Genomic DNA, 12,219 nt, shown 5'->3' with positions numbered 1-12,219 from the left:
TCGTGCAGCCAACTACGATGAATTCGACTACACCCATCCAACGTAAAATGGACCAGGCAATTGAGCTTTTGGAACGTCGTTTCCTGGAAAGAAGTGAATTGATTCGCCTTTTAATGCTTGGCATCATGAGCGGGGAAAATGCTTTGTTAATCGGTCCGCCGGGAACAGCCAAGTCTCAGCTAGCACGATCTGTTTCTCAGCTTTTCGGATCGGAACATTGGTTCGAGTATTTGCTTACCCGTTTTACGACTCCCGATGAGATATTCGGTCCAGTCTCTCTTCAACAATTGAAGCTGGATCAATACGTACGAAAAACAGCAGGCTATTTGCCCAACGCTCAGTTTGCGTTTTTGGACGAAATTTTCAAAGCGAACAGCGCGATTCTGAATGCGCTGCTTTCTATATTGAATGAACGAATTTATTTCAATGGCAGAGAAAAAGAGGAGGTTCCGTTGCAGTTCTTAATCGCTGCATCGAATGAACTTCCCGATGACGATGATCAATTGACCGCTCTTTATGACCGCTTCCTGTTCCGCTATGAGGTTCACTATTTGAAGCATGCTTCCAGTTATGAGCGCATGTTTTCATTGCCAACGACGCCTCTTCCTGTTGTGTTCTCTCTCTATGACGTGAAGGATATTCAAGCGGCAGCGAAGCATGTGGTCATTCCAGAAACCATCATTTATTTTCTATACCGTCTAAAACAAGACCTGGAAGCAAAAGAGTATGTGCTCTCAGACCGTCGTTGGAGCAAAATTGCGCATGTATGGCGTACTTCTGCTGCCTTGCAAGGACGTGACCAGGTGACAATCTGGGACACGGTTTTCACTCCGCATATGCTGTGGAATGTTCCTGAGGACTTGACGGTCATGCAAGAAGCGTTTGAACAACAATTTACGGAAATGCTGAAGAATGATATGGAGAATGAATTGCCACTCCAGCGCTTCGGACAAATTGCAGATAAATGGAAGGAAAAAGAATCGGAGCTGCATGCGTTCCAGTTTAAAAAGGAAGTGGGCGCAAAGCTGGGCAAGGAAGCGATGGAGCGCAATGTCCGTTTGTTGGAGGAGAGTCGCGATGAGATAGAAGAGACGGCGCGAGACTTGCGTAATCGTCTCATTCAGTGGGAGAAGCGGGAGCACGATCTGCATGCCTATGTCCTGGAAAAAAACCGCTTGATTCCGCATATAGAAAAATACGCGGTCAAATATTCGTACCTGCGAATTGAAGGCGAACGGATTTTGCAGCAGCTACAGCGCACGTATCGGACGATTTTTGACAAGGAAATCCCCGGGGCGGATTATGATTTTACGTTGTAGGGGGTAGTTCGAATGATCATTCGCGCTAGCGGTGTTGATCGCTATGTATTTGAAACGTACCTCGCTTCTTCGCGCACCGCTCAGGAATGGGTTCATGAGGCGCGGGCACGAGCAGCATGGTTTGATTTAGATCTATTGGCCGATTTTTTCCTCGTCTTTTATTTGGAAAAGCCGGAGATCGACCTGACGCAAGAATCTACTCCTTTTCATCAGTGGATGATTCGTACGCTCATGAAGCAGTATTTTACACGCATGATTCATCCTCGTACAGTCGGGCAGGAAAGCGCGTCGTTCAAAACCGCAATCAAGGCCTTGCTGTGGTTGACAGAGACGTTTTCTGAGGAAGTGAAGCAGCGGGAGAAGGATCAACGGCTTTCTCCGCTCTTAACTGGCTTGAAAGACCAGCAAGGCGAGGAAGGAAGTCAACAAGCACAGCTTTCCGAGCTACTGACAGAAAAACAAAAGGCCAAGCTCGAGTTAGTTGGTTATACACTTCAACAGGGGAAGCGGGTCGTGGAAGATAAGCAAGAGGTCATGGATACCAAGCCGTTAGTGCGGGCAGAGGTATTGTCTTTGCAAAATCGCATTACTGAGTTGCAAGAAGAAATGAAAGTCCAGTTCACGAAACGGACCAAGCTCCTGCAAAAGGTGAAAAAATTGGAGGATGAGCTCGCCCAACGCGAAAAGCAATTGGATCGACTCCAAAAGCAAGAGAAGGAAGCGATCGCTGCTTTTGAAAAAGAGCTGGGACAATGGCTGGAGCAATCATTAAAGGCGACGCTTTCCGCTGAAGAACTCGATACGCTTTTTGTTGAAGAGGTATTTACAGCCAGTCAACGTTTTGCCAACCGAAGCTGGGGGCATGAGCTTGGCAAGCTGCGCAGGCAAAGCTTTGAGCAGTATTTGAAATGGATTGAAAAATTAAAGCGACATCCTGATCTGGTCGCTTTTCTGAACGAGGTAGGCAGACAAGTCCATCGCTTTCGTGTGAAGCGCAAGGAAATTCGCTCCAGACATTTTCCTGAGGAATACTATGATTTGCGGCAATCGGGCGATATTGCACACATGCTGCCTGGTGAAGCTGTGCTTCTCGCTGATCCGGACTTCGAGAGTTACTTCATGCTCAAATGGCTGGAACAAAAGCTCATGACCTACGATACCTCGGGATGGGTAGAAGAACCGCCAAAAGGTCCGGTGATCTGCATGCTGGACACATCCCATTCGATGCGCGGAAGTAAGCTGCGGCTTGCACAAATTTTCATCATGACGTTTGCCGCCCTCTCAATGCTGGAAAAGCGTGATTTTATCCTCCTCTTGTTCGGGGCAAAAGGCGAAATTAGAGAGCAACCGCTCTATCACAAGAAGCCAGATTGGCCTGCCTTTTACGGCCTGGCGCAAATGGCGTTTGGCGGTGGGACTCACTTTGACGCCCCGATGAAACGAGCCATCGAGCTGGTTGAAAAGGAACAAGCGTGGCGTGGAGCAGATTTTGTCATGGTAACGGATGGAATAGGGGGCATTTCTCCTTATGTCCAAGAAAAGCTCATCTCTTTGGGCCAGCATAAACAAGTTCGTTTGCACAGCTTGATTGTGGGTTCTGCGAGGCAGCATCTCGTACAAGCGTATGATTTGCTGGGCGTTTCTCACCGTGTCAAATTTGCGACGAGCTGGGAAGCGGATGGGGAAGAGAACACGGGACTGCTCCTGGATGTATTTCAAACAGCCAAATAAGTGATTCGACATCACTTCCAAATCTCGTCTCCTCATGTGGGACGGGATTTTTTTATGAAGCTTAAGAAAAAGTTTAACTCTTACCCACTTTTTTCTTTAATAGTTTCGCCTATGCTGAGCGTAGTTAGCAAAAGGAAAATGGTAAAAGGAGGACACCATGAACGAACTGATCAAGCTGGCCAAGCTTATACGGGGAGCCAATGTCTTATTTTCAAATATTGCACAAAAAGAGCTAGAGACAAATGAACTCAATTGGCAGCAAGTATTGATTCTCGAATTTCTTGGAAACGGGCCAAAAACAATGGGGGACATCAGTAAGGCTGTCGATTTGTCAAACAGCACAACTTCAGGCTTAATTAGTAGGCTGGAGGAGGAGAATTTGGTACGAAGATTCCGAGACAGAACCGATCGCCGAATCGTGTGGGTTTCACTGACGGAGCGATTATGCAGTGCATAAAGTAATCGGCTGAAAAAAAGTGGATGGACCGCTTTTCTCAGCCGATGATCATGACTCAATTAGCCGACTCTTGCTGCCATCGTACGACCGAATTCAAGCTCATCGAATTTGCTCTGAACCACTTGACGATCGTATTCCCACACGGCATCCTCTAGCGCATACTCCACCGGAACATCCCGGATAATCGTAGCCAGCTTTCTGCTCAAGTACACCTGATCGCGATTTTCTTCCAGCTTGCTGCGCATTTTAGGCGTACAGCTTGCCAGATTTACATATAGCTTGTCCAGATCACCATGCTCGGTAATCAGTTTTGTCGCTGTTTTCTCGCCAATTCCTGGGCAACCTGGAATACAGTCAGATGCATCTCCCATTAAAGCTTTGACGTCAACGACTTGTTCAGCTGAAATTCCACGCAATGCCAAGAGGCTCGCTGGATTATAATGTTCGTGTTTGCCACCATTTTTCAGGATTTTTACACTAACTCGCTCAGATACGAGCTGCAAGCTATCGTAATCACCTGTCGCAATGATAACCTCGTGTCCTTCTTCGGAAAGACGTGTGGAGAGCGTACCCAATACATCATCGCCTTCAAAGCCTGGGCAACCAATGTTCGGAACCGAAAACGCATCCGTTACTTCTTTTACCAAATCGAATTGTGGAATGAGCTCATCCGGTGCCGCTTGACGATTGGATTTATAGCCGTCATACCATTGACTGCGCACCAAAGACTCGCGTGAAGCGACATCCCAGCCCACCACGAGATGAGTAGGACGTGTTAACTCTACATAATCAAGCATCATTTTGGTAAATCCATAAACTGCATTTGTGTACACACCTGTTGAAGTCTGGCGATAGGCTCCACCCCAAGCAGAACCATAAAAGGCGCGAAATAAAAAGCTCATGCCATCGATGAGCAGTACTTTTCCTGAATCACTCACAAAACCTTGCCCCTCTCACTACCAAACTATACGCACCATTATAGCATAAAGGAGCGGGACAACCTTGTCAGATTTTACAACTGAAATATCGTAAGGAAACGTGCATGTACTTTTATTACCGTGGGATGATAGTACCACAAGAGGTCAACAACCACCTCTTGAAATCAACTTCCGGTCTCAAGGCGAGAAGCAAAACGCTGACGGTTCAAACCCGTCCCGGGAGAAAAAACGCGTCGGGAGGAATCAATCATGGCTAACAACCAAGGTGGCACCAACAATCTGGTAGTTCCTCAAGCGAACCAAGCTTTGGATCAACTGAAGTATGAGATTGCATCTGAATTCGGTGTAAATCTCGGACCAGACACTACTTCTCGCCAAAACGGTTCTGTTGGTGGCGAAATTACCAAGCGTCTGGTGAGCTTTGCTGAGCAACAAATGGCAGGCCGTCAAGTCTAACGAACTGACAAGTAAATAGCTGGATGAAGAGAGGTCCCTTTTTAGGGGCCTTTCTATGTTTACCATGAAAAGCCCTTTTCTTTCCTGTGTGGTGCAAACACACAAGCACAATCGCGGACTAGTCATATGGTGTAACGAACAGTTAACTATCCTCGTTTGTCCAGTGGAAAGGAGCGACGTCCGGCTATGAAGAAAAAAGAAGTAAAGCTGCTTTTAAAAAAGCATCCCGAATTTGAAGCGTGGGTTCTCGAAGATTCCATGCGGATTAGAGCGGTCAAAAGCAACCCCGATATGGCGGAAGAATTGTTTAAAAGATGGAACGATCGAAAAAAGGGGATGCTTGATTTTGAAGGCATCTCGCAAAAAACCAAACGTGCAAGCGAAATGCTGACAGGCGTGCAATCCATCATGGAAATGATGTCGGATTATTCGAAGAAACAATAAGAATACATTTGGTATGATTGGAGAAGGCTAGCTCATTAGCCTTCTTTTTCTTTTTCATTTCGGGGTGTGTTTTGTTATACTAGAAAATGGGAGGGAGCATGTCTATGTTCAAATCAATGGTTAGTCTCATGTTGGTCACAGCATTGACGCTCGTCTCTGGGACAAGCATATTCAGCCAGACAGCAGAAGGGGTTTACGCCCAAACAACGAAACAGCAACCAGCGATCAGCGTAACACCAGCCAAAACATATCCTGGGGACGTTATTTTTGTACGCAGTAAAGAGCCACAAACCGTAACGGTATTCTCTCAGAACTATCGTTTGCAAAAGACACAGGATGAGTATGCCCGTTTTATCCCGATTCCTTTTAACACGAAAGCGGGCACCTATAAAGTTACATCTGCTGACAAAAAACTTTCCGTATCTGTAACAATCGCACCGAAAAAATTTGAAGTAGACAAGCTCACGGTAAGTAAACAACTCAACAAAATGCGACAGGATACGAATCGAATCAATGCAGATCAAAAAAAGATCAATGCAGCTAGGTCCAACTCGAGAGCGATTCCGTATTTCTCGGAGCCGTTTAAACAGCCAGCAGTCGGAAAATTAACGACTCCATTCGGCTATCAACGCGTAGTAAATGGTGTAGCAGCCAACAGGCATTCGGCGATTGACATTGCAAACAAAACAGGAACGCCAATTTGGGCGAGCAACCATGGGAAAGTGGTTCTGGCCGACTCTTTATACTTAACAGGCAATACCATCATCATCGATCACGGGTTAAATATTTTTTCCATATATGCTCACTTGTCCAAGCTAGATGTCAAGACAGGGCAAGAAGTGAAACAGGGACAGGTGATTGGACAAATGGGTAGCACCGGTTTTTCTACAGGTCCTCACCTTCATTACGGCATGTTAGTGGGTAATACGTATGTAAATCCGCAGCCGTTTTTTGATGCATCACCTTTCCTCTGGAAGTAATTGGAGGTGTCTTCATGAGAGTCACAAATGTGCCAAGCAAAGTGCTCAACAACATGGTTCATTTCTTGGCGCCGTATGAACAGGCAGTTGAAGAGCTAAAGTTAAAATTAAAAGGAATTAAATACGGCTTTCAAAAAAGCGGCCGTTATTCTCCTATTGAATTTGTTGTCGGACGAGTGAAAAAAGTCGACAGTTTAGTAAAGAAGGCGAACGAAAAAGGAATCGACTTTTTGGGAGATCATTGGCAAAGTGACGTCGCCAAGGAAGTCCAGGATATCGCGGGCCTTCGAGTCGTATGCCGCTATGTAGACGACGTGCGCGAGGTGCTGCAGTTGTTGCAGGAGCGGGAGGATATCGTCATTCACGATGTCAAAGACTACATCGCAGCTCCAAAGGATTCCGGCTACAGAAGTATTCACATGATTGTTTCTTATACGGTCTACCACGGCAGCGAAAAGAAAACACTCTTTTGCGAGATCCAAATCCGTACATTGGGAATGAACTTCTGGGCGACGAATGAACACGAACTGCGCTACAAGTATGCGGGCAACATTCCGACAGATGTGTTGGAGCAGCTTCATGAGGCGTCCGTGATTACACATCAGCTCGACGTGTTGATGAACAATTTGCGTCAAGAAATTCTCACACCAGCAGAAGTTGATACGACACTGGAAGAAAAATTGGAAGAAATATTTTCCTTGTACGTCAAGCAAGATTTGGATTCTGCTGCGGCCTTGTACAGAGAACATGTCAGTGGGTTCGAAGAGGCTTTTGCGGACAATCCTAAGTTTAAAATGATTCACGATTTGTTGGGGATCCGGTTGAAATAACGTCTTTTGTTGTCTACAGACCAAATGTAACTTGAAAGAACGCGACAAAGTAGGAAAGGATATTGACTAACATGCGCTTTTTGCTAACGAACCTACTCGTTGTGGTGATGGTTTTGTTCAACCTTGGCATGCCTTCCGCTTTTGCCGAGGAGTCATCAAGCCTGGAGCCTAGCACTCTCACTGGACAATCAGCCATTCTGATTGATGCTACAACGGGACAAGTCTTGTTTGAAAAGAACCCTCATGAGAAGTTGTACCCTGCTAGTATTACAAAAATCGCAACAGGTATTTACGCGATAGAAAAAGGGAATCTGGATGACACTGTCACTGTCTCAAAAAAAGCACGTCGTGAAGAAGGAACACGTGTCTATTTGGAAGAGGGAGAACAGATTTCCCTACGCAATTTGTTGTACGGTCTCCTCATGAATTCAGGTAATGACGCTGGTACAGCGATTGCTGAGCATATGAGCCAGACGACAGAACGTTTTGCAGTGGATTTGAACGCCTATTTGAAAGAAAAAGTAGGTGTCACCGAAACGAATTTTACCAATCCACACGGACTGCATGATCCGAATCATTACACGACTGTTGCTGACATGGCCAAAATTTCGCAGTACGCGATGAAAAACCCCGTTTTCAGGGAAATTGTCGGTACGAAGCGGCTGCCTTGGCATGGACAAACGTGGGAAACGGTATTGGTGAATCACAACAAGCTCCTGCGCGATTACGAAGGGGCGACGGGAATCAAGAACGGTTTTACTGATCAGGCGATGCATACGCTGGTAGGCTCCGCCAAGCGTGGTGAAATGGAGTTCATCGCTGTCACGATGAAGGCCTCTACGAGTGCAAATGCATACAAAGATGTGAAAAAGCTACTGGACTATGGTTTTCAAGGATTTGAGACCAAACCAATCGCCAAAAAAGGGGATTCTTTTTCAGAAGTAGCTGTTCCTGGTAACAACTCGGTTGTGACTTTTTCAGCCAAGGAGGACTTGTATGCGACGGTTCCCAAAGGTGTGGAGCCTTTGGTAGAGCTAAAAGCAGATGGGAACCTATCTGTCCAGGCTGGCAACCTGGCCGTCTCTTATCCGTTGCTTCGTCATGATCCGCCTGCTCCTGCTGCTACTGTGTTTGGGGATTTAGAAAGCGACAACACGCATCCAATGGCTCGCTATAGCGTATTAATCGTCTGGTTAGGAATGAACCTTTTCTTAATCGTATATACGTTTTCCCGTGCACAGAGGAATAAACGAATTCGTGAGCGCAGTCTTCAACGGCGGTTCTATTAATACGAAAATGAGAATCACAACAGGACGTGGCAATATGCGCGTCCTGTTTTTTTGCGAAACGTTGGTGAAAGCGAGTGTTCCAAGCAGGTCATCTCTTGTTGAGTTGTGAGGGATAGATGCCGTGTCCAATCGTGGAAAACGAGCGTACATTAGAGTAATCATTTATCATCTGGTGAGGGGGAGCGAGATGGACAACCGAATCTATGATCACCCTGCCGTGTCCGTCATCATCCCAATAAGTGACAACGCCAGGAATATGAAAAAACTGCTCTCTGTTGTCAAAAGAATAAATCCACACACGGAAGTAATCGTCGTATGCAACAGAGTGAGCTCCCAAGAGGCTATGATGTCCAATGTATGGGGGGCACAAGTCATTTCAATCGGTTTGGATGTAGACAGCCATGAGGCAAGAGCGATCGGGTCTGCTCACGCGAGAGGGGACGTTGTCCTCTTTATCGACGAACGCCTCGCGATGCCTCTTTTATACTTGAAGAAATATGTCACGATGGTCAAAAAGGGATCAGATGTCATTATCACGACATGCTCGGACCGCTCGGTATCCAAAAGAGGAAAGCGTTCACCAAGAAGTGCCTATTGCTTGTTGAACCATCTTCTTGGTCAAAAAAGAATGGGCTCCGCTTCCTTTGAAAATATTCCATTTGCCTTGAGCCGAAATGCTCTGGAGGCAATTGGTTCCGGGACTTTATGCAATCCGGCAGTTGCCTTGGTTCAAGCGTCCGTCTTGGGGCTCAAAATAACAACAATTGCCCCGTTTGCCTCGGAAAAACTACCAACAGCCACTCGTGATATCGTACAAAAAGACATCCGCACGATTTATCGGGAGCATGCGAAGGCAATCCAGTTACTAACGGTTGGAACGAAGCTGCGACACGCAGATCAGGATGGACAACGACACCGCGACTTGGTGGATTCATCAGGTGTTCTGCATTTGCGCTCGGTCTATCATCTGGAATCGCGTGTAAAGGAGGGCGGTGGATGGGGTGGCAAACGCAAAGCGAAATATGCGAGATCCCACAAAAAATCGCAGAGAAGAGAACATTAATGGCAAAGAAAAATGCCAGAATTTAAATCGATTAAGTGTCATCCTCTCTGTTCACCACGAGCGGACGATCAAAAAAGTACTCAAACAAATCCAGAAGCTCAGGCCCATGGAAATCGTACTCGTTGTGGATGGCTGCCCGGATCAATCGGTGAAAAAGATACTGACGTATTCCTCTTGTCCACTCACAGCGTTTGTGTACCCGTTTCCTTTAGGGGAAGATGTATGGAGAGCAATTGGTGCCAAGGAGGCCACAGGAGATGTGTGGTTGTTTCTCGATGCAGATCACGTGGTTGCTGCAAATGACATGCAGTCCTTTGTCAGAACGTGTTACCGCGGAGCAGACATCGCCTTGAGAAAATGCATGACGCCACTTCGACAACCATCAATAGAACCGGATACCGTTTTGCTAGCGAAGACATTTCTCAATACCTTGGTTTCACAATATGAACTCGGAACTTCCTCGATGTACGATTTACCTTTTGCCATGACGCGACAAGCTGCCTCTATCATCGGCGTTCAACATTTGGTCGTACCAGCCGTTGCGCACGCCATTGCTCTACACAATCAATTGCGAGTCGTGCCATCTCATTACATTGCATCAGCAAAGCTTACGAGAAAAAGAGCGACACAAAGAAAGAATAAACCGAGCGTTAACCAGACGATCCTGGGAGATCACCTGGAAGCAATGGATTACGTGATGTCCCTTAAATGAATGAAACCGTTGACGAGGCGATGCCATCTGTCGGTATCGCTTATTCGTTATTTTCAAAAGTCTCGCGCAAACGTGCAATCATAAGCCGCTGGAATCATTTGATCTCTTGACTTTGCATTGTTCGGTTTTTGTAGTACGATAGGCAAGTAGGTCATTTTTTCTTGATAAAGGGGCAAACAGATTATGAGTATTCATATTGGAGCAAAGCAGGGTCAAATTGCTGAAACCATCCTACTGCCGGGCGATCCGCTACGGGCCAAATACATTGCTGAAACTTTCCTCGAAGGAGCAGAGTGCTACAACAACGTGCGTGGCATGCTCGGCTTCACAGGTACATACAAAGGTAAGCGCGTTTCTGTACAAGGAACGGGCATGGGAGTTCCTTCTATCTCGATCTACGTCAATGAGCTCATGGAATCTTATGGCGTTCAAAACCTGATCCGCGTAGGCACTTGCGGCGCGATCCAGGAAGACATCAAAGTTCGTGACGTGATTATCGCGATGAGCGCATCCTCCGAATCCCAAACGAATCGTCTCCTGTTCAATCAGATTGATTTTGCTCCTACTGCTAACTTTGATTTGCTGCACAAAGCATATCAAGTAGCGACTGAGCGCAATCTGCCTGTCAAAGTAGGGAATATCTTTACGAGCGACAGCTTCTATCGCGAAAGCTTGGATTTGTACAAAAAATTGGCATCCTATCAAGTGCTTGGCATTGAAATGGAATCTTCCGCGCTGTACACATTGGCTGCAAAATACAAGCGCAACGCATTGTCTATCCTCACTGTGAGTGATCACATTCTAACCGGTGAAGAAACTTCCGCTGATGAGCGCCAAACGACTTTCAATGAAATGATTGAAGTGGCGCTGGACGCAGCTCTGATCAAGTAAATTAGCATGCAGACGACATCCCACTGGCAAACTATCGTCAGTGGGATTTTATGTAGAGGATAGAAAAAGGGGATGGAATCATGAAACATAATTGCCCTGCCTTTTTTGAAACGGCATTTGACGAAGGGTATACGATAGAGCAGGATGGCTATTTATATCGGTTGTTCCGCCAAGATATAGGCAAGCTTCAGGTGAATACAGGAAAAATCGTGGCGAATGATCCATTTGTCATGTTTGAGACGGAACCGTTTGTGGAGGTTTTCCCGATGGGGAGCTTTTCCGTACAGCTCGCTATTGCGCAAGTTCAATCCCTGTCAAAAGAAGAGCAAACGGATGACTCTCTAGAGCCAGATGAACGGGTCGCATTGGCACGGATTGTCTTCTCAGAGAAACCTGTCGTGTCTTGGAAAATGGCTGTTTGGGCGGAGTCAGATGTGTCACAACTTGGCGAAGGTGAATTCTTTGGCTACGGTGTGGATGCAGGGACAGGCTCGTTCATGGATGCAGAAGCGTGCGCGCTCTTGGAACGAGAAATGGAGAAGGACGAGATGTTTTATGAGACGTTGACGAAGAAAATGGACCAAACGTATAAACACACGCGTAGTTGGGGTCTGATCGATATAGGGGAAGGCTGTAATGTTGCCATGTTTTCAACAGGATGGGGAGACGGCAGCTACGCGAGCTATATCGGTTATGATGCCGAGGGACAAATCGCTCGTTTGGTAACAGATTTTTACTTGTTGGATTGGATGGGAACGGCTGAAGAATAGAAGTTGGGGGAAACGGGAAGGAAGAGAGAAGAAAAGCTTATAGACGCCAAAGTAGAGTGCCTCCGGTGGCACTCTTTTTATTGGTTATTTTTTCTTATTTCGTTCGAGGTATTGCGCCAGGTTATTCAAGGTATTTTCGTACGATCTTTTTTTCGGTGAAGTGGTGATCGTTTTCGATTTTGGGATTACTTTGGTCATTTGGGGACCTCCGGGCGTTTTTAGTTATAGTGATCTTAATTATAATATAAGTGAATTTACAATAAATGTAAATAGTGTTTTTTTAATTTAAATGAATTTTTTTATTCTGATGAATTTTAAGTGGTTTATGTAGATAGATGA

At 46.1% G+C, this 12,219-nt stretch carries 13 protein-coding genes; 12 read left to right on the top strand and 1 reads right to left on the bottom strand.

Features of this window, described 5'->3' with window-relative positions; genetic code table 11:
* The first annotated feature begins 17 nt into the window (after positions 1–17).
* The 3 genes from PMI05_RS27905 to PMI05_RS27895 all read left to right on the top strand — a co-directional run bounded on the left by PMI05_RS27905 (position 18) and on the right by PMI05_RS27895 (position 3,507).
* Complete coding sequence (locus tag PMI05_RS27905) at positions 18–1,319, top strand: AAA family ATPase (protein ID WP_039961572.1); 1,302 nt, start codon at positions 18–20, stop codon at positions 1,317–1,319.
* 12 nt (positions 1,320–1,331) lie between these two features.
* On the top strand, positions 1,332–3,050 hold the full coding sequence (locus PMI05_RS27900; protein ID WP_007729237.1) for a hypothetical protein: 1,719 nt from the start codon (positions 1,332–1,334) through the stop codon (positions 3,048–3,050).
* A gap of 157 nt (positions 3,051–3,207) precedes the next feature.
* Positions 3,208–3,507, top strand: a complete 300-nt coding sequence (locus tag PMI05_RS27895) for a MarR family transcriptional regulator (RefSeq protein WP_007729235.1) — start codon at positions 3,208–3,210, stop codon at positions 3,505–3,507.
* 59 nt (positions 3,508–3,566) lie between these two features.
* Here the strand turns inward: PMI05_RS27895 and PMI05_RS27890 are convergent, their stop codons facing one another.
* On the bottom strand, positions 3,567–4,445 hold the full coding sequence (locus PMI05_RS27890) for a 5'-3' exonuclease H3TH domain-containing protein (RefSeq protein WP_007729234.1): 879 nt from the start codon (positions 4,443–4,445) through the stop codon (positions 3,567–3,569).
* Between the two features lie 249 nt (positions 4,446–4,694).
* On the opposite strand from PMI05_RS27890, the gene PMI05_RS27885 reads away from it, so the two are divergent.
* The 9 genes from PMI05_RS27885 (at position 4,695) to PMI05_RS27845 (ending at position 11,880) form a co-directional block, all read left to right on the top strand.
* The gene (locus tag PMI05_RS27885; protein WP_007729231.1) at positions 4,695–4,901 is read left to right on the top strand and encodes an alpha/beta-type small acid-soluble spore protein; all 207 of its coding nucleotides are present in this window, start codon (positions 4,695–4,697) and stop codon (positions 4,899–4,901) included.
* Between the two features lie 186 nt (positions 4,902–5,087).
* A complete protein-coding gene (locus PMI05_RS27880) occupies positions 5,088–5,345 on the top strand; it encodes a hypothetical protein (RefSeq protein WP_007729230.1) in 258 nt (85 codons plus the stop codon).
* A 104-nt stretch (positions 5,346–5,449) separates the two neighbouring features.
* Positions 5,450–6,325 carry a M23 family metallopeptidase gene (locus PMI05_RS27875; RefSeq protein ID WP_007729229.1) on the top strand — a complete coding sequence of 292 codons (876 nt, stop codon included), beginning with the start codon at positions 5,450–5,452 and terminating at the stop codon, positions 6,323–6,325.
* A gap of 14 nt (positions 6,326–6,339) precedes the next feature.
* Positions 6,340–7,155 (top strand): GTP pyrophosphokinase family protein, encoded by an 816-nt coding sequence (locus PMI05_RS27870; RefSeq protein WP_007729228.1) that lies wholly within the window; start codon positions 6,340–6,342, stop codon positions 7,153–7,155.
* A gap of 71 nt (positions 7,156–7,226) precedes the next feature.
* Positions 7,227–8,444 (top strand): D-alanyl-D-alanine carboxypeptidase family protein, encoded by a 1,218-nt coding sequence (locus PMI05_RS27865; RefSeq protein WP_007729227.1) that lies wholly within the window; start codon positions 7,227–7,229, stop codon positions 8,442–8,444.
* 187 nt (positions 8,445–8,631) lie between these two features.
* Positions 8,632–9,507: a glycosyltransferase gene (locus PMI05_RS27860; RefSeq protein ID WP_007729226.1), complete on the top strand. Its 876-nt coding sequence runs from the start codon at positions 8,632–8,634 to the stop codon at positions 9,505–9,507.
* Positions 9,467–10,219, top strand: coding sequence for a glycosyltransferase family 2 protein (locus PMI05_RS27855; RefSeq protein WP_039961536.1), 753 nt, complete (start codon positions 9,467–9,469; stop codon positions 10,217–10,219). Before PMI05_RS27860 ends, PMI05_RS27855 begins: the two co-directional genes overlap by 41 nt.
* Before the next feature lie 183 nt (positions 10,220–10,402).
* Positions 10,403–11,110: a purine-nucleoside phosphorylase gene (deoD, locus tag PMI05_RS27850; RefSeq protein ID WP_007729218.1), complete on the top strand. Its 708-nt coding sequence runs from the start codon at positions 10,403–10,405 to the stop codon at positions 11,108–11,110.
* 80 nt (positions 11,111–11,190) lie between these two features.
* Positions 11,191–11,880 (top strand): DUF4241 domain-containing protein, encoded by a 690-nt coding sequence (locus tag PMI05_RS27845; RefSeq protein WP_007729216.1) that lies wholly within the window; start codon positions 11,191–11,193, stop codon positions 11,878–11,880.
* The last annotated feature ends 339 nt before the right edge of the window (positions 11,881–12,219 follow it).

Origin of the sequence: Brevibacillus sp. BC25 (assembly GCF_000282075.1) — a bacterium.
In the GTDB taxonomy this organism is placed as follows: Bacteria; Bacillota; Bacilli; order Brevibacillales; family Brevibacillaceae; genus Brevibacillus.
Note: the sequence above shows the minus strand (reverse complement) of the source record. Positions and strands in the feature narration are given on the sequence as shown.

Bases quoted from the DNA above. Each gene is read 5' to 3' on its own strand.
- PMI05_RS27905 (WP_039961572.1), top strand. From the start codon at position 18: ATGAATTCGACTACACCCATCCAACGTAAAATGGACCAGGCAATTGAG.
- PMI05_RS27900 (WP_007729237.1), top strand. From the start codon at position 1,332: ATGATCATTCGCGCTAGCGGTGTTGATCGCTATGTATTTGAAACGTAC.
- PMI05_RS27895 (WP_007729235.1), top strand. From the start codon at position 3,208: ATGAACGAACTGATCAAGCTGGCCAAGCTTATACGGGGAGCCAATGTC.
- PMI05_RS27885 (WP_007729231.1), top strand. From the start codon at position 4,695: ATGGCTAACAACCAAGGTGGCACCAACAATCTGGTAGTTCCTCAAGCG.
- PMI05_RS27880 (WP_007729230.1), top strand. From the start codon at position 5,088: ATGAAGAAAAAAGAAGTAAAGCTGCTTTTAAAAAAGCATCCCGAATTT.
- PMI05_RS27875 (WP_007729229.1), top strand. From the start codon at position 5,450: ATGTTCAAATCAATGGTTAGTCTCATGTTGGTCACAGCATTGACGCTC.
- PMI05_RS27870 (WP_007729228.1), top strand. From the start codon at position 6,340: ATGAGAGTCACAAATGTGCCAAGCAAAGTGCTCAACAACATGGTTCAT.
- PMI05_RS27865 (WP_007729227.1), top strand. From the start codon at position 7,227: ATGCGCTTTTTGCTAACGAACCTACTCGTTGTGGTGATGGTTTTGTTC.
- PMI05_RS27860 (WP_007729226.1), top strand. From the start codon at position 8,632: ATGGACAACCGAATCTATGATCACCCTGCCGTGTCCGTCATCATCCCA.
- PMI05_RS27855 (WP_039961536.1), top strand. From the start codon at position 9,467: ATGCGAGATCCCACAAAAAATCGCAGAGAAGAGAACATTAATGGCAAA.
- deoD (WP_007729218.1), top strand. From the start codon at position 10,403: ATGAGTATTCATATTGGAGCAAAGCAGGGTCAAATTGCTGAAACCATC.
- PMI05_RS27845 (WP_007729216.1), top strand. From the start codon at position 11,191: ATGAAACATAATTGCCCTGCCTTTTTTGAAACGGCATTTGACGAAGGG.